Genomic DNA, 18533 nt, shown 5'->3' with positions numbered 1-18533 from the left:
TCACAACATGGTTCTTCCAGACAAACTCAAGCGGCTTGCCCTCGCGCTTGGCCATGATGATCCGGCCGTTGTAGGCGGTCGACAGCGCCACATTGTTCGAGGCAAGCCATTCCACCGGTTGCGCGCCAGACTCCCAATATTGCAGCAGATCCTTGATCTTGTCCCACTGGGCGAAGGCTCGGTCCACGCCCTCAGGGGTCGCCAGCACCTCGTAGATCTGGTCCGGCGGCACACCGTCGGCCATCAGCGCATATTCCAGGTTGAACTGCGGCGTATTGTTGACGCCCCGCTTGCCGGGGAATGTGTCGCGGTCGAAGAAGTCCTTCCAGTCCTGAGGCGGGGTCGGAAAGACTTCGGAGTTGTAGGCGAAACCGTTTCCGATGACGACGTTGCCGACACCGCAATCTATCGCCGCACCCGGCAGGAGGTCGTCCTTGCCACCGATCGCGTCCCAGTCGAGCGGCTCCAGCAGCCCCTCGTCGCAAGCAAGCTGCAGTTCGGATCCGCCCATGATGAGGAAGTCCCAGCTCACGTTGTTCGTGTCCACCATGGCCTTGATCTCGGCCAGACCACCCAGATAGGTCGTCTCCGTGAAATTCAGGCCGGACTTGGCAGCGAAGGGCTTGAAGTAGGCTTCCCGCTGGGCGTCCTGGTAGTTGCCGCCCCAACCGGCAATGGTCACGTCCCGTGCCGCGACAGGTGCCGCCACGACGGCGCACAAGGTCGCAATCCCGATCACCTTCATGAAGTTTCCTCCCGAAACCATGAAATTTCGATTATGAGAGGTCTTGCGGCCCGGGATCGGCTCCCGTCGCCCGGCGCAGACTCGACAACTCCCGCAACCACTATGACATGATTAAATTTATCGTCAATAAAATTTAATGTAGAGGTATTTTTGACTTTCTTGTTATACTTCTACGGTGATCCGACGTAAGGAGTGCATCTCGTGCAGATCGATCCGAGTCCTCTGGAAGCGCAAAGTGAAACCCGCCAAGTCGGCGAGACATTACGTCTGCGCCGGCAAATGCGTGGACTTTCACTCAAACAGGTTGCCGAACCTGCGGGTATCTCGGTGGGCATGCTGAGCCAGGTTGAGCGAGGGCTTGCGGCGCCCTCGATCAAGACCCTCCGCGCGATCTGCACCGCGATGGACATGCCGGTGAACTGGTTGTTTCACCGTGACGGCGGACAAGAGAGCCAGGCTGCCGAATACATCGTTCCGGTCGGCGCGCGGCGGTCGTTGACCTATCACGACGGTGGCCTCGTCAAGGAACTGCTCACACCCGACACGCAGCCGACGATCCAGATGCTGCGCTTTCTGCTGAAACCGGGCGCCTCGTCGGGGGAACCCTACAGCAACGCCGAAGGCGGCAAATGCGGGATCGTTCTGGCAGGAACGCTGGGGCTTGAACTGAACGGCGTCGAATTCGTCGTCAACTGCGGCGACAGCTTCGCCTTCCCCTCAACGGCAATGGTGCGCTTCTGGACCATCGGCGATGATGCCTGCGAGGTCATCTGGGTCGTTGCACCCGCAACAGTCTGACGAGAGCGGTCCCGGCGCGATCCATTGCCCACCCGGCCGATCCGCAACGATGCCGGATCGCCGCCAAATGAATGCGTTGAAGACCACTCCCCCGACGTCGGTCAGACCTCATCGATCACGAGGATCAGCGCGCGAGTCAGCGCACCACGACATTGCTCGGCGCTCCCGCGCCTTCGCGCTCAGATCGGCACTGCGGCCTCTGCAAACCAAACCGGCTCGCATGTTCGTCGATGTGTGGCTGGCGTTCTCCGAAGGCGCTCAAGTGTTGCCGGCGATTCACCGTGCGGCAGCGGACCCGAGGACCCTTTCCCTGTGCTGGCAGCGGATGGCATCCCCGTCGATCTCCTTGGAACTCCCTAGCACTTCGAAATCGGCAAGATGCAAGCGCTCGGCAAACAGCTTGTTCGCACACGGCCATGGGACGGACCATCGGGCTGGACTCTGATGATGTGACCACCCCCGCGCGCTCGCCTGCGGCAATGCCGGATGCAAGGCCGGATAGAACGCAGCGGCTGGGTTCACCGGACTCGAGGCTTTCCGGGCGTGAAGGGTCCAGAGCGTCCATTCCGCATCCGGTTGCCGCGCCGCCGGGGAGCGGCTAGGTCATGGTCATGCTAGTACTCGACAGCGTCATCAGCGATCGCGGCTCCCGATATGCCGTCTCGGGCGGCCCCTGCCGTTCCGGCAACGAGGCAACGGCGTTCGTCGATGATCTCAGACGCAGGAAGAAGTTCGCCAAGGCCACGCACCACTCCTGGGCGCTTCTGGCCGAAACCGGGCCGGAGAAGGACGACGACGGGGAAAGCGGCGCCGGCGTCGTCATCCTGCGGATGCTCGAGCGGGCGAACCTGCGCAACCATGTGATCGTCGTCACGCGCTGGTATGGCGGCAAGCACCTCGGCGGCGACCGATTCCGCCACGTTCAGGACTGTGTGCGAACCTACCTGGACCACGTGACGCCCGGGAGCGCGGGATGATCGCCTGCTCGGTTCCCGATCCCGCGCCGGGGCCAGACGGACAGCCCCGGCAGAGGCCCTGCGGAACACGCCGGACGCTGCACACCGCGCCGAGGCCTGGGGGGTTCCGCTGCTCCTCACCACAACGGCCGCCGGCGGGATGGCGGCGGCTCTCGCGGCGCTGTGGCCGCGGCGCCGTCGGCCATGTCCGTGGAGCGGGGCGCGAGGCAGAAGCGGTGCGGTGACGCTGAGGTGGGGGATCGGCGCGTCGCACGGATGGCGAGGCCGGCGTCACGGCGCGACCTCTTGGCGAGCCTAGCGTGCCGCATACGCATCATGGATCGAACGCAGCCGGCTGAGCAGATCGGCGGGAAGCGGATCCGGCCCCGGCGACGCCAGTCGCTTCGCAAGGTCGAGGTCGATCCGTTCCTTCAGGTCGAGATCCGGCTTGTCGGTCGTCGAGAGGGGGGCATTCGCGCCGAGATAGATCGACGGCCAGTTCGCTTCGCGGCAATGGCGCGCCGTGTGGACGTGTCCGAGATAGTTGCCGAAGGGTCCGATGTCGCGGGCGATGTCGAGCGCGATCTGGTCTTCGGTCACCGGCGCTCCTCTCCACAGGGTGCGTAGAAGGCCCGCAAGATCGTTGGCGAGCATCAGCGAGTGGATCGAATAGGTCATGCCGTTGTCGTGCAAGCCCAGATAGTCGCAGGTCGCCGGCCGGCAGAAATAGACCTGGGTCAGCAGCGTCGACAGTTCCCAGACCGCATCCTGGTTGAATCGCCGCGCTTTCACCCGACCGGCGAAGGCGGTGAAGGACGGGATGCCGAGCTGCCGGCGGATCTGGCAGATGATCTGTTCGCCCAGCATCACCTGTGCGATCGACCCGATCGCTCCGGTGGCGGCTTCCATGAAGTAGGCCATCCCCGATCCGATGCAGAACGAGCCGGGCACGGCGAGCTGCGCCAGAACCATCGCCGCGAAATCCGTCGCGAGCGCGTGCACCACGCAGCCGGCGACGGTGATCGGCGAGGTGGCGCCCCCGAAAGCGACGGTGCCCGAAACGACCGGCACGCCGGCGCGCACGCAGGTCAATATCTGCTCGACATGGGTTGCGGCATAGCTTGCCGGCAGGGGCGTGACGATATGGAGAAAGTAGGGTCTCTCTCGCAGGGCGTCCCGGCCGCCGCGCAGTTCCGCGGCCATCTCGATCGCGGCCCTGAGCGTGATGTCGTGCTCGCAAAGGAATTCGAGCGGCTTCGAAGTGTTCTCGACCAGGCAGAGGAACTCGCCGATCTCGCCCGCAGGTGTCGAATTCGGGATGTCCTTGCAGGCCACGCAGACGGCGTCGATGTGTTCGAGTCCGTCGGCGATGAGCGTGATCCGGGCGAGATCGGCAAGCGTGCTGTCGCGCGGCGCGCCGGTGTCCCAGTCATAGACCCTGATGCAGGTCATGCCAGGGATGAACCAGCAATGGTCCTTGTCGAGGTCGAGATGCCGGGAGCCGTCGCGGTTCCACAAGCGGACCGACTTCGCGCAGCGCCTGAGAGTCTCGCGGGTGATCTCGGGGGGAATTCTGACCACGCCGCCTCCGACCGTGCAGCCGGCACCGGCAAAGATCGCATCCGCCTCGGTTCCGGGCTCGAAACGCACGCCCACCTCGGCGACATAGGCAATGGCTGCGGCGAGGATGCGGTCGGCTTCCTCCGTCGTGATCGGATCATAGGCGCGGTTGACCGTCGAATGCGCACCGATGTCTGCCGGCGTCCCCGCGTCGGCCCGGCCCCGCTGGCGCTGCTCGGATCGGCGCATTCTTCACCCTCGGAAGCAATGTGTTCCAGGCACTGATTATTCCGGCAGTCAAAACCTGACAATCGTCATCATGGTGCGCGACCGGTTTCACTCCATTCGAAGGGACCTGCGCGCATCAGCGTCGTGCGTCCACGTGCCGACGAAACGACGGCCTGCCCCATCCGCGCCTGACGCAAGGTTCCGGCCGAAGGGGCGAGGCGCAACGCGCGCTTGTCACCGCACCGTCGAACCCTGCCACGCCCCCCCCGAATCCAGAAGCCGGTCACAGCATCGGCGGGGTGCAGGCGCAGGCGACCACGGCGACGGTCTTGCCGATATTGCGCAGCGTATAGGGCTGGCGGCCGATCAACTGGTAACCGCCCCCCCGGCGAAGCACCCGCGTCTCCGAGCCGACGGTGACCTCGATCGTGCCGGTCAGAACCACCGCCGCGGTTTCGCCATCGTGCGAGATCGGCTCCTCTCCGGTGCCGGCACCGGGCTGGTAGCGCTCGATGAACATCTGGAGCGACTTGTCGCGCCGTTCCGCGGCAAGAACGCGCAGGTCCGCCTCGCCGCGCGCCACCACGGCAAGATCGTTGCGGTCGAAGAACATGACATTGCTCTGTGACGACGGCAGCGCGAAGAAGTCCGCCATCGAGATCGGCACCGCCGACAGAATCCGGTGAAGGGATGCCAGCGAGGGCGAATGAGTCTCCTGCTCTATGAGCGAGATCGTGGAATTGGTGACGCCCGCGCGTTTCGCAAGCTCGCGCTGCGAGAGGCCCGCGCGCTCGCGCACCGCACGCAGGCGGGCGCCGATGTCGAGACCGGCGGAGATCGGCGCAGCCGGCTGGTGCTCTTTCGCCGCAAGTTTCCGCCCCATGATTGTCGTTCTCCCGAATGACCGGCTGCGTAGCTCTTCCAGATCCGATCGCCATATGCGCACCGCCTCGCCCGTCGTCAATGCGGGCGCATGGGCGCTTCAGGCTTGACTGTAAAGTATTTCATGACATGATTGGAGAAAAATCAAACACAACCTGCCGGGAGGGCCAGTCATGAGCGCCATAGAAACCTTCAACAGGCTTTCGGGCAAGCTTTTCATCGACGGCGCCTTCGTGGCGAGCGGCTCGGCCGACCGACTCGCCGTGATCGACCCGGCGACCGAGGACCGGATCGCCGAGATCGCGGATGCGGCAGACGCCGAGGTGGATGCCGCGATCGAGGCGGCGCTGGTCGCGGGCAGGCGCTGGAATGCCATCGACATGCGGTCGCGCGCCGTGGTGATGCACGAGATCGCGGCGGTGATGCGGCGCGACAAGGCGCTCTATGCCGAGTACCTGACCCGCGAGGAGGGCAAGCCCTACAAGGAATCGCTCGACGAGGTGTCGTGGTGCGCCACGGCCATGGACTACTACGCCGAGGTCGCGCGGCACGAGGCGGGTCGCATTGCCGGCACCACGGTTCCGGGGCAGTTCCACTTCGCCGTGAAGGAGCCGCTGGGCACCGTCGTCATCATCCTGCCCTTCAACTATCCCCTCGTGCTTCTGTGCTGGGAGGCGGCCGCCGCGCTGGCCGCCGGGAACGCCGTCATCGTCAAGCCACACGAGCAGACCTCGATCACCACGCTGAAGTTCATGGAGTTGTTCAACGGCCTGCCGCAGGGGCTGATGCAGTGCGTCACCGGCGGGCCGCGGGTCGCCCAGCGGCTGATCGCCAGCCGCAAGACCCATGGCGTGGCCTACACCGGCTCGGTTCCCGTGGGCCAGGCGGTGGCGCGGACCTGCGCGGAGACCTTCAAGCCCTGCCTGATCGAGGCCTCGGGCAACGACCCGTTCATCGTCATGCCGTCCGCGCCACTGGAGATGGCCGCGCGCGGTGCGGCCTTTGCGGCCTATCTCAACTGCGGGCAGGTCTGCACCTCGGCGGAACGGTTCTATGTGCACGAGGCGATCCACGACCAGTTCGTGGAACGGCTCGTCGCCGAGGCGAAGAAGCTGCGCATCGGCAACGGCCTTGAAGAGGTCGACATGGGGCCGATGGCAACCGGCCGCCAGCGCGACCGGTTCGAGGCGCTGATCGCCAATGCCCGCAAGCAGGGGGCCAAGGTCGCCACGGGCGGCGGGCGGCCCGCGAACCTCAACAAGGGCTGGTATGTGGAGCCCACGGTGCTGACCGAGGTCACTCCCGACATGACGATCCTGCAGGAGGAATCCTTCGGGCCGGTCGCGCCGATCTGCCGGGTGAAGAGCTTCGACGAGGCCATCGAACTGGCAAACCGGTCCGACTTCGGGCTGGGCGCGAACCTCTACAGCTGTGACACTACCGAGACCTTCCGCGCGGTGCGCGAGATCCAGTCGGGCATCCTCTGGATCAACGCACCGCTTCTTGACAACGACGCCCTGCCCTTCGGCGGGCGCAAGCTTTCCGGCAACGGCCGGCAGTTGGGCCCCGAAGGTCTGAACCAGTTCCAGAACACCAAGTTCGTGATGATCGACCCCGGGGCGAGCAACCAGGACTTCTGGTGGTTTCCCTATGCCCGCGAAGAGAGCTATCCGGGCACGCGGTGAGCGCGGGACAGCGGGGTGCGAGCATGGCAACGGATTTTCCCGAACGGGTCGAAGTCGCGATCATCGGCGGTGGTGTGGCAGGCTGTTCCGTCGCCTACCACCTGACGAAGATCGGCATCACCGATGTCGCGCTTTTCGAGCGACGCCAGCTGACGAGCGGCACGACCTGGCACGCGGCCGGGCTCGTCACCCAGCTTCGCGCCACCCGTCGTATGACGGAGCTTGCGAAGTACACCGGCGAACTCTTCGGGGACCTGGAGGCCGAGACCGGTCAGGCGACGGGCTTCAAGCGGAACGGTTCGCTCCGTGTGGCCAACACCCCGGTGCGCTACGAGGAACTGGCGCGCGGCGCTTCGATGGGGCGCAACTTCGGCCTTCCGGTGGAGCCGGTTACGCCCGGCGAGATCAAGGAACGCTGGGCGCCGATCAACGCCGAGGGGATCGTCGGCGGTTTCTGGTTTCCCCATGACGGACAGGTGAACCCTGCGGATGTGACTCAGGCCTATGCGCGTGGCGCCCGGATGCGCGGGGGGCGCATATTCGAGAACACCGGCGTCACGCGGATCATCGTCGAGAACGGCAAGGCGGCCGGTGTGATGACCGACAAGGGCCCGGTGCGCGCGAATACGGTCGTCCTCTGCGGCGGCATGTGGTCGCGCGACCTGGCGGCGGAGGCGGGCGTCACCATACCGCTGCACGCGGCGGAGCATTTCTACTGCGTGACCGAGGCCATCCCCGATCTGCCAAGGAACCTGCCGGTGCTCTTCCTCGGCGACGAATGGACCTACTACAAGGAGGATGCGGGCAAGCTTCTGGTCGGGTTCTTCGAGCCGAATGCCAAGCCCTGGGGGCAGAAGGGCATCCCCGGCGACTTCGCCTTCGGGACGCTGCCCGAGGACATCGACCACATCGCCCCCCATCTGGAAACCGCCACCCGCCGGGTGCCGGTGCTGGAGCGGACGGGCATCCAGCTCTTCTTCAACGGCCCCGAAAGCTTCACGCCCGACGACCGTTACCTCTTGGGCGAGACGCCCGAGGTGCCCGGCCTGTTCTGCGCCACCGGCTTCAACTCGATCGGCATCCTCTCGTCGGGCGGGGTCGGCAAGGCACTGGCCGACTGGATCCGCGACCGCCGGCCGCCGGTGGAGCTGATGGATGTGGACGTGCGCCGCACCCAGGCCTTCCAGGGCAACCGCAGGTATCTCGAGGACCGCACCACCGAGACGCTCGGCGCGCTCTTCGACATGCACTGGCCGTCCAAGCAGTTCGAGACGGCCCGCGGCATCCGCCGAAGCCCGTTCCACGACCGCCTCGCCGCGATGGGCGCCTGGATGACCGAGGCCGCGGGCTGGGAAAGGCCGGGCTTCTTCGGCGCGGCAGGGGCGCGTCCCGAGGTTACCTATTCCTACGGCCGGCCGTCGTGGTTCGACGCCGTCGGGGCGGAATCCCGGAACACCGCCGAGAACGTGACGCTCTTCGACCATTCCTGCTTCATCAAGTATCTCGTCGCGGGGGCGGACGCATGCGCGGCGCTGAACCGAATCTGCGCCAACGACATCGACGTTGCGCCGGGCCGGGTGGTCTATACCCAGTGGTTGAACGAGCAGGGCGGGATCGAGGCTGACGTAACGGTGACGCGGCTTTCGGAAACCGAGTTCATGGTCGTGACCATCGCCGTTTCCCAGCGCCGCGACCTGGCGTGGCTGAAACGCCATCTGCCGGACGGCGCCCGGGTCTTCGTCCACGACATCACCTCGGGCCTGCCGATGCTCGCCCTGATGGGACCGAAGTCGCGCGACCTCATGCGGCGCCTGTCGCCCGACGATTTCGGCGACGCGGGCTTTCCCTTCGGCACCAGCCGCGAGATCGACCTCGGCTATGCCCGCGTCCGCGCCAGCCGGCTTTCCTATGTCGGCGAACTCGGGTGGGAGCTTTACATGCCCGCCGAATTCGCGGGCCATGTCTTCGAGAAGATCGTCGAGGCCGGTGCCGGTCTGGGGCTGACGATGGGCGGCTTCTTCGCCATCAACTCCCTGCGGATGGAGAAGGGCTACCGCCACTGGGGCCACGACATCGGCGAGGAGGATACTCCCCTGCAGGCGGGCCTCGGCTTTGCCGTCGCCTTCGACAAGCCGGGCGGATTCATCGGGCGCGACGCGCTCGTGCGGCAAAGGGATGCCGGCCCGGCGGAGCGGCGGCTGGTCCAGGCCAGGGTCGCGACCGACGGTATCCCGCCGCATCTTCATCACAACGAACCGATCCTGCGCGATGGCGCCATCGTCGGTTCCGTCACCACCGGCGCCTATGGCCACCGGATCGGTGCCTCGCTCGGCATGGGCTACGTCTCCTGTCCCGGCGGCGTGTCGCCCGACTGGCTCGACACGGGATCCTGGGAGATCGAAGTCGCGTGGAAACGCTACCCCGTCCGGCTTCAGCTGCGCCCCTGGTATGACCCGGGCGGCACCCGGCTGAAAGGATGAGGCGTCGCACCTTCTCCGGGGTGCACCTGAACCGGAGCAATGCAGGCCCGGAGGGCTACGGGGCCACAACGAGGGAGAACGAGAATGCACGACAAGCTTCCACTGGAACTTGAACAGCGGATCGATGCGCTGGAGAGGGCCGAAAACCAGGGGGCCGGTTTCGGGCCCGCCGACTGGGTCTGGCTCCTGCTGCTGGGCGTCGTCGGCCCCGCCCTTCTCCTGCTGTGGGGGTGGCAATGAGCGCGAGGGATAGTTCTGACGAAACCGGCTGGCCGCTGACCCGCACGGAACGCGACTGGAACCGCTGGCAGCTCTTCGCGGTGCTGCTTGTCACCGCAGCGGCGACGTGGTGCTACATCATCGGCGAATACGTCGGCTACTACCTGAACCTGCGCATGGGTTTCGCCGCAATGACGGCCGGCAGCATGATCGGAATGCTTCTGGTCACGCTCGCCGTCGTCCCGCCCGCCACCCGGTTCGGCATCGATTCCATCGCCTCGGCGCGCCCGCAGTTCGGAGACCGGGGCTGGATCATCACCGTCTTCCTTCAGTACGCCTCGATCATCGGCTGGAACTGCCTGCTGATGATCTTCTTCGGCAAGTCGGTGGACCAGCTCCTTCAGACGCTCGGGCTCATCACGCCCGACACGGGCGACTGGGTGCTGCGCGGCCTGACGATACTTGCCTGCATTTTCGTCTACATCGTGCTTCTGCGTGGCGGAACGGGGCTCGAACTCGTCTCGAAGGTGCTTTTCTTCTTCATCGTTGGAATCGGCGGCTGGATGACATGGATCCTCGTGACCCGCGAGTCGGGGGTTCTCGCCGAAGCCAAGCCGGCCTACGCCTCGGGCAGCCTGCGCTGGGACTATGTCACCGGGGTCGAGATCGGGATCGTCAGTCTCCTGAGCTGGTGGCCCTATATCGGCGCGATGGTGCGCAAGGCGCCGAACGCCGGGGGGGCCACCCTGCCGGCCATGCTCGGCATGGGCCTGCCGGTGCCGATCCTTTCGGTGGTCGGGCTCGCGGCCATTCTGGCGCTCCAGGTCTCCGACCCCGCGGCCTGGCTTGTCCAGCTCGGCGGCCCGACCTACGGGGTCATCGCGCTTCTCTTCGTCATCGCAGCGAACTTCGGCACGACCCTCGCCGGCGTCTACGCAACCGCCATCGGCCTCCGCCAGGTGCCGGCGCTGGCGGAGACGCGATGGGGCGTCCTGATGCTCTTCGCGCTGGTTCCGGTTGCGGCGGTCAGCCTCTTCGTGCCGGACCTCTTCTTCAACAACTTCGGCACGTTCCTCGCTTTCATCGGTGTGTCCTTCGCCCCGATCTGCGCGATCCAGATCACCGACTACCTGATCCTGCGCCGCCAGCGGATCAGCATTCGCGCCGTGTTCGTCGGCGGGCCCGGCACGGACTATCACTACTGGGGTGGGTTCAATCCGGCGGCGATCCTCGCCATGGTCGCCGGGTTCGTCACCTATCTCTACCTGCTGAACCCGGTCACCTATGCCAGCCGGGCGCCCTACGACTATCTGACGGCGTCACTGCCCACCGCGGTGGTCGCCGGCGTCGTCTACGCCCTGGTCACGGTTCTCCTGGTGCGGCCTTCCGGCAAGGGAGGCTACGAATAGCAGACCCTGGCCGCCGCCCGGCGCGGGCGGCGGCCACATGCCTGATGCTGCCATGAGACGCGCGTCGAGGCGGGCAAGGCAAGGGGTCTTCCCGCGCAGCCTTCCGTCCAGCGTGCGGCGCTTCTTTCGAGATGGCGCCAGAGGGCATCCCCACCGCTCTCCAACGGATTTCCCGTGACCTCAAATTACCCAGCGGTCGCAGCCGTCACGCCGGGGCGTTTCCGACGGCACCGCTCGCGCCGGCCATCGGCGCGGCGAAGCGGCGGAGCCGGAGGGCGTTGCCGAGGACGAAGACCGACGAGAGCGCCATCGCCCCGGCGGCGAAGACGGGCGAGAGCAGGATGCCCGCGGCAGGCCAGAGCGCGCCAGCGGCCACCGGGATCAGGGCGGCGTTATAGGCGAAGGCCCAGAAGAGGTTCTGCCGGATGTTCCGCATCGTTGCCCGGCTGAGCGCGATGGCGTCCGGCACAGCGCGCAACGAGCCCGAGATCAGCACGACGTCGGCCGCCTCGATGGCCACGTCCGTGCCGGTGCCGACCGCGATCCCGACATCCGCCTCGGCCAGCGCCGGGGCGTCGTTGATGCCGTCGCCAACGAAAGCCACGGCCCCGAGCGCCTTCAACCGCCTGATCGCCGCGACCTTGCCGTCGGGCAGGACCTCGGCCGCCACCTCGTCGATCCCGAGGCGCCGGGCGATGGCTTCGGCGGTGCGGCGGTTGTCGCCGGTGATCATCGCGACCTTGAGCCCGAGGCGGTGCAGCGCCCGGATCGCCTCCGGGGTCGTCGCCTTGACCGGGTCGGCCACGGCGAGGATCGCGGCAAGACGGCCGCCGATCGCGGCGTAGAGCGGCGACCTGCCTTCGCCGGCAAGCCGCGCGGCCGTCTCGGCAAACGCTTCAACATCATGGCCGAGCTTCGCCATGTAACGGTCTGCGCCGATCTCGACCCGGATGCCGCCTGCCTCGGCTGAAACGCCGAAGCCGGTCACGCTCTCGAACGACCCGACGGCGGGCAGGACCAGCCTTTCGGCCGCGGCCGCCGCGCCGATGGCGCGGGCGATCGGATGCTCGGACTTCGCCTCGACGGCGGCGATCCGGGACAGCACGTCCGCGCGTTCGAACCCCTCGGCCAGGACGAGGTCGGTCAGGGCCGGCCTGCCCTCGGTCAGCGTCCCGGTCTTGTCGAGCGCGACGACCCGCGCCCCCTCCAGCGCCTGCAGCGCGTCACCCTTGCGGAAAAGCACGCCAAGCTCCGCCCCGCGGCCGGTCCCGACCATGATCGAGGTGGGCGTGGCGAGGCCCATCGCGCAGGGGCAGGCGATGATCAGGACCGCGACCGCGTTCACGAGGCCGAAGGTCAGCGCCGGATCCGGACCGAGGAAGAACCACAGGCCGAAGGTCAGGGCGGCGATCGACATCACCGCCGGCACGAACCACAGCGTGATCCTGTCGACGAGACCCTGGATCGGCAGCTTGGCGGCCTGCGCCTCCTCGACCATGCGGATGATCTGCGCGAGCACGGTGTCGGCGCCGACGGCGGTGGCGCGGAAGGCGAAGGCCCCGGTCTGGTTGACCGTGCCGCCGGTAACCCTGGCGCCCGCCGCCTTCGCCACCGGGAGGGGCTCGCCCGAGATCATGCTCTCGTCGATCCAGCTCTCGCCTTCGGTCACCTCGCCGTCCACCGGCACCCTCTCGCCGGGGCGCACCTCGACGATGTCGCCGGGGGCGACATCCGGGGCCTCGATCTCGACGACCGATCCGCCGCGCCGCACGCGGGCGGTCCGGGGCTGCAGGCCGACCAACCGTCTGATCGCCTCCGAGGTGCGGCCCTTTGCCCGCGCCTCGAGCACCCGTCCGAACAGGATCAGCGTCACGATGACCGCCGCGGCCTCGTAGTAGACGTTCACCGTGCCCGCCGGCAGCAGCCCCGGCGCGAAGGTCGCGACGAGCGAATAGGCATAGGCGGCCAGCGTGCCCACGGCGACGAGGCTGTTCATGTCGGGCGCGCCCCGGAACAGCGCGGGGAGGCCCTTCGCGTAGAAGCGCAGGCCCGGGCCGGCGAGAACGGCCGTCGTCAGCGTGAACTGGATCAGCCAGCTCGTGGACATGCCGATGGTCGCGGCGATGAGATGGTGCATCCCGGGAATGACATGGCTGCCCATCTCGAGGATGAAGACAGGCAGGGTCAGCACCGCCGCGCGCCAGAGATCGCGGCGGAGCCGGCCACGCTCGGCATCCTTCCGCGCCTCGGCCTCGGCATCTGCCGCACCGCTCCGTTCGACCGGGTGCGCTGTGTAGCCCGCCCGCTCGACTGCCCCGATCAGGGTGGCGGCATCGGCACTGCCCTTCACGGTCGCACGCTCGGTCGCCAGGTTCACGCTGGCCTCGGTGACGCCGGGCACGGCGCGCAGCGCGCGTTCGACGCGGCCGACGCAGGAGGCGCAGGTCATCCCCTCGATGGCGAGTTCCGCGGTCGCGGGGCTGACCGTGTAGCCTGCGCGCTCGACCGCGCGGATCAGATCGGCCCGCGCGACCGCAGAGGCGAGACGGACCTCCGCGCGTTCCGTGGCAAGGTTCACGCTGGCGTCAAGGACGCCCGGCACCCCCTTCAGGGCCCGTTCGACACGGCCGACACAGGAGGCGCAGGTCATCCCCTCGACGGGGAGCGCGACCGTCTCGGCGGGGACTTTCGCTGACATGTCCATGCAACCGTCCTCGGGACCAGTGCCCGACCGTTTCCATATGGGGTTTGCGCCACCCCGCCGGAAGGGTCAAGACCGTGCCGGGATGCGTGCCGTGATCGCCCCCGCCGGGGGCGACTTTCTGGGTGTAATGCCGGCGTCCGGCTGCTATCCCGGAGCGACAGGCGGAACCAGGCCATGCCGGACAGCAACGCACAGTCATTCAACATCCTCGCGGTGGGCCAGGCCGGCCGGCTCGGCTACGAGGCGGTGGTGCTCGCCGCGTCGCTCCGCGCCTCCGACCCCGGCTTCGCCGGCCGGCTGATCGTGATGGAACCGCAGTCCGGCGGCGCCTGGCCCGGCGATCCACGCCTGCCCGGCCCCATCCGTGCCCTCATCGAGCGCCTCGGGGCCGAAATCCTGCCGTTCGAAGCGCGCCATTTCGGCGCGGCCTATCCGCAGGGCAACAAGATCGAGGCCTTGCTGGCCGCGCCCGAGGATGCGCCCTTCCTCTTTGTCGACACCGACACGCTGGTGACCGGCGCACTTTCGGCGGTGCCCTTCGACTTCGCCCGGCCCTCCGCCTCGATGCGCCGCGAAGGGACCTGGCCCGGGATCGAGCTCTATGGCCCGGGCTACACTGCGATCTGGAAATCCCTCTACGACCGCTTCGGCCTCGACTTCGGCTCCTCGCTGGACCTCGCCCAGCCCGACGAGCACTGGGAACGCTACCTCTACTTCAACGCCGGCTGGTTCTTCGGCCCCTGCCCCCGCGCCTTCGGCCAGCGCTTTCTCGACTATGCCCTGTCGATCCGCGACGACCCGCCCGAGGAACTCGTCTGCCAATCGCTCGACCCCTGGCTCGACCAGGTGGCGCTGCCCCTCGTCATCCACGCCCTCGGCGGCGGGCGGCCGGGGCCGGCGCTTGCCGGGCTCGACGGCGCGGTGACCTGCCACTACCGGACCTTCCCGCTTCTCTACGCGCGCGAAAGCGACCGCGCGGTGGCCGTGCTGGAGGAGGTGACCGCCCCAAACTGGGTGAAGAAGGTCCTGAAGGAGCATGAGCCCCTGAAGAAGATCGTCTACCAGGGCAAGGGCGCACAGGTGCGCGCGCTCTTCGACCGCAGCGACCTTCCCCGCCGCGAACAGGTGATCCGCAACACGATCAAGCGCGCCGGCCTCTGGACGCGCTGATGCGTCGGGCCTTGAATTGCGACGCCATCGGCGCGACCTATGGCGCAGCAAAAGCCGCCATGTCCGGTATCCCATGCGCCAGTCCCTTTTCGCCCTGCCGCTCCTTCTCGCGCTTGCCGCCCCGCTCCGGGCCGAACCGCAGGTGCCCGGAAGCACCGCCGAAGTCGCGCTCTCCTTCGCGCCTGTGGTGCGGGCCGCCGCCCCAACCGTCGTCTCGATCTACGCCCGCCGCATCGTCGCGGAGCGCGCGAACCCCTTTGCCGACGATCCCTTCTTCTCGCAGTTCTTCGACTTCGGTCCGGCCACGCCGCGCATCCAGAACGCCCTCGGCTCGGGCGTGATCCTGCGCGCGGACGGTATCGTCGTGACCAACTACCATGTCGTGGCCGAGGCAGACGACATCCGGGTGGTGCTGGCCGACGCCCGCGAATTCGCAGGCGAGGTGATCCTCGCCGACGCCGGCCTCGACCTCGCGGTGATCCGTCTCGACGGGGCAGCCGGCCTGCCCGCGCTGCCCCTGGCCGATGCCGACGGCGCAGAGGTGGGCGATCTCGTCCTTGCGATCGGCAATCCCTTCGGCGTCGGGCAGACGGTGACGAGCGGCATCGTCTCGGCCCTAGCCCGGGCCGGGCGCGGCGGCGGCAGGGGCGCGCCCGACCGCCCGCAGGGCTATTTCATCCAGACCGACGCGGCGATCAATCCCGGCAACTCGGGCGGCGCGCTCGTGGATACCGAGGGCCGGCTTCTCGGCATCAACACGATGATCGTCACCCGCTCCGGCGGATCGAACGGCATCGGCTTCGCAATTCCCGCCAACATGGTCGGTCAGGTCGTGGCGCAGGCCGAGGCCGGTTCCAGCCGCTTCATCCGGCCCTGGGCGGGAATCGACGTGCAGCCGGTGGACGCAGACCTCGCCGAGGCGCTCGGACTTGCGGCGCCCGGCGGCGTCCTCGTGCGCGACCTGCACCCGGAAAGCCCCTTCGCCGCTGCCGGATTCCGCACCGGCGACGTCATCACGGCCATCGGCAGCCACGCCGTCAAAGGCGCGGCCGAGCTCGACTACCGGCTGGCCGTCCTCGGCCCCGACGGCACGGCGGACGTCACCTTTCGCCGCGACGGCGCGGAAGCGACCGCGACGGTGCAACTCGCCCCCGCACCCGCGGCCGCGGCGCCCCTGACCCTCGGCCCCGGCTCGGCCTTCGCCGGACTCACGCTCGCGCCGCTCGATCCGGCCCTCGTGGACCGGCTCGGCCTGCCCCTGTCGACGACGGGCGCCGTGGTCACCGCCGTCGCCGGCCCGGCCCGCGCGACGGGGCTGCGCCCCGGCGACGTGGTCACCGCGATCAACGGGACGGCGGTCGAAGGCCCGCCCGATGTCGACCGGCTCACCTCGGACGGCCGCCGCAGCTGGGCGGTGGAGTTCCTCCGCAACGGCCAGCGCGGCATCCTGCGCCTCTCCGGCGGCTGAGCCGGCGGTTGCCCGTTGTGCCTCCGCGAAGACTGACCTAACGTCGCGACCCGACCAACCGGGAGTGACGCCATGACGAAAAACTACGGATTCGACACGCTGCAGGTCCATGCGGGCGCCCGCCCCGACCCGGCCACCGGCGCGCGCCAGGTGCCGATCTACCAGACCACCGCCTATGTTTTCCGCGACGCCGACCATGCGGCCGCGCTCTTCAACCTTCAGGAGGTGGGCTACATCTACTCCCGCCTGACCAACCCCACCGTCTCGGCGCTCGCAGAACGGATCGCCACGCTCGAGGGCGGCGTCGGCGGCGTCTGCTGCTCCTCCGGGCATGCGGCGCAGATCATGGCGCTTTTCCCGCTGATGGGGCCGGGGCGCAACATCGTCGTCTCGACCCGCCTCTACGGCGGCACCGTCACGCAGTTCAGCCAGACCATCAAGCGCTTCGGCTGGTCGGCGAAGTTCGTCGATACCGACGACCTCGCCGCCGTAGCGGCGGCCATCGACGAGAACACCCGCGCGCTCTTCTGCGAATCGATCGCCAACCCGGGCGGCTATGTCACCGACATCCCGGCACTTGCCGCCGTGGCCGACAAGGCCGGGCTGCCGCTCATCGTCGACAACACCTCGGCCACGCCCTGGCTCTGCCGCCCGATCGAGATGGGTGCGACGCTCGTCGTCCACTCCACGACGAAGTACCTCACCGGCAACGGCACCGTGACCGGCGGCGCCATCATAGATTCCGGCAAGTTCGACTGGTCCGCCTCGGGCAAGTTCCCCTCGCTCTCGGCGCCCGAACCGGCCTACCACGGCCTCAAGTTCCACGAGACCTTCGGGCCGCTCTCCTACACCTTCCACTCCATCGCCATCGGCCTGCGCGATCTCGGCATGACGATGAACCCGCAGGCGGCGCACTACACGCTCATGGGGATCGAGACTCTTTCGCTCCGGATGGAACGCCATGTCGCCAACGCCCGAAAGGTCGCCGAGTGGCTGGAGAAGGACCCGCGCGTCGAATTCGTCACCTACGCCGGCCTGCCCTCCTCGCCCTATCACGACCGCGCTAAGAAGATCTGCCCGAAGGGTGCCGGCGCCCTTTTCACCTTCGCGGTACGGGGTGGCTACGAGGCCTGCGTGAAGCTCGTCGATTCGCTCGAACTTTTCAGCCACGTGGCGAACCTCGGCGACACCCGCTCGCTGATCATCCACTCGGCCTCCACGACCCACCGCCAGCTCTCGCCCGAGCAGCAGAAGGCGGCGGGCGCGGCACCGAACGTGGTGCGCGTGTCGATCGGGATCGAGGACGCCGACGACATCATCGCCGACCTCGACCAGGCGCTGGCCAAGGCGACGGCCTGAGGCAAAGGGCGGGGCGGTCCGGCCGCCCCGCACGTTACGTCACTCCGCGATCTCGTAGACCATTCCGACCGAGGCGGTGATCGCCAGCTCGCCCGGCGCGACCGGAACCGCGGCCGACTTCGCGTAGCCCGCCGCCTCCATCGCCATCGGCATCGGCGGCATGTAGCCCCCCGCCTCGGTGATCGCGTGCACGCGGCCGAGCTTGACGCCCGCCGCCTCGGCGTAGAGCGCGGCCTTGGCCGCCGCATCCGCCACCGCCCTGCGCCGCGCCTCGTCCTTCGGCGCGCTGTCGTCGGCCAGCCCGAAGCCGAGGCCGTTGAGCGTGTTCGCCCCGTCGGCAACCACCGCGTCGAGCACGCCCCCCACGCTATCGAGCACGCGCACGCGGACCGTGACCATGTTCGCCGCCGTATACCCCACCACCGTCGGCGGCGCGCCGTCCGATCGGCCGTAGTCGTAGCGGGGGCCGAGCGAGAGGCCAGAGGTCTGGATGTCGCGCGGCTCGATGCCCGCAGCCTTCAGCCGTTCGATCACCGCCGCGAGCCGGGCGGAGTTCTCGGCCATGGCGCCGGCGGCCGTATCGGCATCGGTCTGCACGCCGAGCGAGACCGTCGCCATGTCGGGCGGGGCCTCCACCCTCCCCTCGCCGGTCACGGAAATCACGGCCGGCGCCGCATCCTCCGCGAAGGCGGGCAGGGCCACCATGGCCAGGGTTGCGAAAAGACTGGAAAAGCGCATGAAAACCTCCATCTCCGGCGCCGATCATCGGATCTTCGACGCATCCTGCAAGCCGATCCTTGGCCGGCCGGCTTTCCATGGGCGAAAAACTGCTTTAGGACAGACTGCGACACGCCGGCGGCTTTGGCTTCG

At 67.9% G+C, this 18533-nt stretch carries 14 protein-coding genes; 9 read left to right on the top strand and 5 right to left on the bottom strand.

Translation table 11 applies throughout. From position 1 onward, the window contains the following. Positions 1-745: ABC transporter substrate-binding protein (locus ACMUOO_RS04190; RefSeq protein ID WP_413854886.1), on the bottom strand; the 745-nt coding region annotated here is incomplete at its 3' end. Between the two features lie 201 nt (positions 746-946). Between ACMUOO_RS04190 and ACMUOO_RS04185 the strand changes: the two genes are divergently transcribed. Continuing rightward, a complete protein-coding gene (locus ACMUOO_RS04185; RefSeq protein WP_301919127.1) occupies positions 947-1543 on the top strand; it encodes a helix-turn-helix domain-containing protein in 597 nt (198 codons plus the stop codon). A 611-nt stretch (positions 1544-2154) separates the two neighbouring features. Beyond that, positions 2155-2520, top strand: a complete 366-nt coding sequence (locus tag ACMUOO_RS04180) for a YigZ family protein (RefSeq protein WP_301919428.1) — start codon at positions 2155-2157, stop codon at positions 2518-2520. 294 nt (positions 2521-2814) lie between these two features. Here ACMUOO_RS04180 and ACMUOO_RS04175 read toward each other — a convergent pair whose 3' ends face one another. Together ACMUOO_RS04175 and ACMUOO_RS04170 are read right to left on the bottom strand one after the other, a co-directional pair. After that, the gene (locus tag ACMUOO_RS04175; RefSeq protein ID WP_301919128.1) at positions 2815-4308 is read right to left on the bottom strand and encodes a trimethylamine methyltransferase family protein; all 1494 of its coding nucleotides are present in this window, start codon (positions 4306-4308) and stop codon (positions 2815-2817) included. 262 nt (positions 4309-4570) lie between these two features. Next, a complete protein-coding gene (locus tag ACMUOO_RS04170; protein ID WP_301919129.1) occupies positions 4571-5170 on the bottom strand; it encodes a helix-turn-helix domain-containing protein in 600 nt (199 codons plus the stop codon). 172 nt (positions 5171-5342) lie between these two features. On the opposite strand from ACMUOO_RS04170, the gene ACMUOO_RS04165 reads away from it, so the two are divergent. From ACMUOO_RS04165 to ACMUOO_RS04150, 4 genes are all read left to right on the top strand, one after another. Continuing rightward, positions 5343-6854, top strand: coding sequence for an aldehyde dehydrogenase family protein (locus ACMUOO_RS04165; protein ID WP_301919130.1), 1512 nt, complete (start codon positions 5343-5345; stop codon positions 6852-6854). Positions 6855-6877: 23 nt separating this feature from the next. Further along, entirely contained in the window at positions 6878-9334 is a 2457-nt protein-coding gene (locus ACMUOO_RS04160) for a GcvT family protein (RefSeq protein ID WP_301919131.1), read from the top strand. Between the two features lie 84 nt (positions 9335-9418). Further along, the gene (locus ACMUOO_RS04155) at positions 9419-9574 is read left to right on the top strand and encodes a hypothetical protein (RefSeq protein WP_301919132.1); all 156 of its coding nucleotides are present in this window, start codon (positions 9419-9421) and stop codon (positions 9572-9574) included. Beyond that, positions 9571-10962 carry a cytosine permease gene (locus ACMUOO_RS04150; RefSeq protein WP_301919133.1) on the top strand — a complete coding sequence of 464 codons (1392 nt, stop codon included), beginning with the start codon at positions 9571-9573 and terminating at the stop codon, positions 10960-10962. Before ACMUOO_RS04155 ends, ACMUOO_RS04150 begins: the two co-directional genes overlap by 4 nt. Positions 10963-11167: 205 nt before the next feature. Here ACMUOO_RS04150 and ACMUOO_RS04145 read toward each other — a convergent pair whose 3' ends face one another. Then, positions 11168-13666: a heavy metal translocating P-type ATPase gene (locus tag ACMUOO_RS04145; RefSeq protein ID WP_413854885.1), complete on the bottom strand. Its 2499-nt coding sequence runs from the start codon at positions 13664-13666 to the stop codon at positions 11168-11170. Positions 13667-13840: 174 nt separating this feature from the next. Here ACMUOO_RS04145 and ACMUOO_RS04140 point away from each other — a divergent pair, with 174 nt between their 5' ends. The 3 genes from ACMUOO_RS04140 (at position 13841) to ACMUOO_RS04130 (ending at position 17663) form a co-directional block, all read left to right on the top strand. Beyond that, positions 13841-14836, top strand: coding sequence for a hypothetical protein (locus ACMUOO_RS04140; protein WP_301919134.1), 996 nt, complete (start codon positions 13841-13843; stop codon positions 14834-14836). A 73-nt stretch (positions 14837-14909) separates the two neighbouring features. After that, on the top strand, positions 14910-16304 hold the full coding sequence (locus ACMUOO_RS04135) for a trypsin-like peptidase domain-containing protein (RefSeq protein ID WP_301919135.1): 1395 nt from the start codon (positions 14910-14912) through the stop codon (positions 16302-16304). A 72-nt stretch (positions 16305-16376) separates the two neighbouring features. Beyond that, the gene (locus tag ACMUOO_RS04130) at positions 16377-17663 is read left to right on the top strand and encodes an O-acetylhomoserine aminocarboxypropyltransferase/cysteine synthase family protein (protein ID WP_301919136.1); all 1287 of its coding nucleotides are present in this window, start codon (positions 16377-16379) and stop codon (positions 17661-17663) included. A 39-nt stretch (positions 17664-17702) separates the two neighbouring features. Here the strand turns inward: ACMUOO_RS04130 and ACMUOO_RS04125 are convergent, their stop codons facing one another. Then, positions 17703-18401: an SIMPL domain-containing protein gene (locus ACMUOO_RS04125; protein ID WP_301919137.1), complete on the bottom strand. Its 699-nt coding sequence runs from the start codon at positions 18399-18401 to the stop codon at positions 17703-17705. Positions 18402-18533 lie beyond the last annotated feature (132 nt).

Source organism: Albidovulum sp., assembly GCF_041919395.1.
In the GTDB taxonomy this organism is placed as follows: Bacteria; Pseudomonadota; Alphaproteobacteria; order Rhodobacterales; family Rhodobacteraceae; genus Albidovulum.
The sequence above is the reverse complement of the archived record's forward strand: the minus strand, read 5'-3'. Positions and strand labels throughout refer to the sequence as shown.

What these genes read in the sequence shown, in the direction of transcription:
- ACMUOO_RS04180 (WP_301919428.1), top strand. Translation starts at nt 2,155, where the DNA reads ATGCTAGTACTCGACAGCGTCATCAGCGATCGCGGCTCCCGATATGCC.
- ACMUOO_RS04175 (WP_301919128.1), bottom strand. Translation starts at nt 4,308, where the DNA reads ATGCGCCGATCCGAGCAGCGCCAGCGGGGCCGGGCCGACGCGGGGACG.
- ACMUOO_RS04170 (WP_301919129.1), bottom strand. Translation starts at nt 5,170, where the DNA reads ATGGGGCGGAAACTTGCGGCGAAAGAGCACCAGCCGGCTGCGCCGATC.
- ACMUOO_RS04165 (WP_301919130.1), top strand. Translation starts at nt 5,343, where the DNA reads ATGAGCGCCATAGAAACCTTCAACAGGCTTTCGGGCAAGCTTTTCATC.
- ACMUOO_RS04160 (WP_301919131.1), top strand. Translation starts at nt 6,878, where the DNA reads ATGGCAACGGATTTTCCCGAACGGGTCGAAGTCGCGATCATCGGCGGT.
- ACMUOO_RS04155 (WP_301919132.1), top strand. Translation starts at nt 9,419, where the DNA reads ATGCACGACAAGCTTCCACTGGAACTTGAACAGCGGATCGATGCGCTG.
- ACMUOO_RS04150 (WP_301919133.1), top strand. Translation starts at nt 9,571, where the DNA reads ATGAGCGCGAGGGATAGTTCTGACGAAACCGGCTGGCCGCTGACCCGC.
- ACMUOO_RS04145 (WP_413854885.1), bottom strand. Translation starts at nt 13,666, where the DNA reads ATGGACATGTCAGCGAAAGTCCCCGCCGAGACGGTCGCGCTCCCCGTC.
- ACMUOO_RS04140 (WP_301919134.1), top strand. Translation starts at nt 13,841, where the DNA reads ATGCCGGACAGCAACGCACAGTCATTCAACATCCTCGCGGTGGGCCAG.
- ACMUOO_RS04135 (WP_301919135.1), top strand. Translation starts at nt 14,910, where the DNA reads ATGCGCCAGTCCCTTTTCGCCCTGCCGCTCCTTCTCGCGCTTGCCGCC.
- ACMUOO_RS04130 (WP_301919136.1), top strand. Translation starts at nt 16,377, where the DNA reads ATGACGAAAAACTACGGATTCGACACGCTGCAGGTCCATGCGGGCGCC.
- ACMUOO_RS04125 (WP_301919137.1), bottom strand. Translation starts at nt 18,401, where the DNA reads ATGCGCTTTTCCAGTCTTTTCGCAACCCTGGCCATGGTGGCCCTGCCC.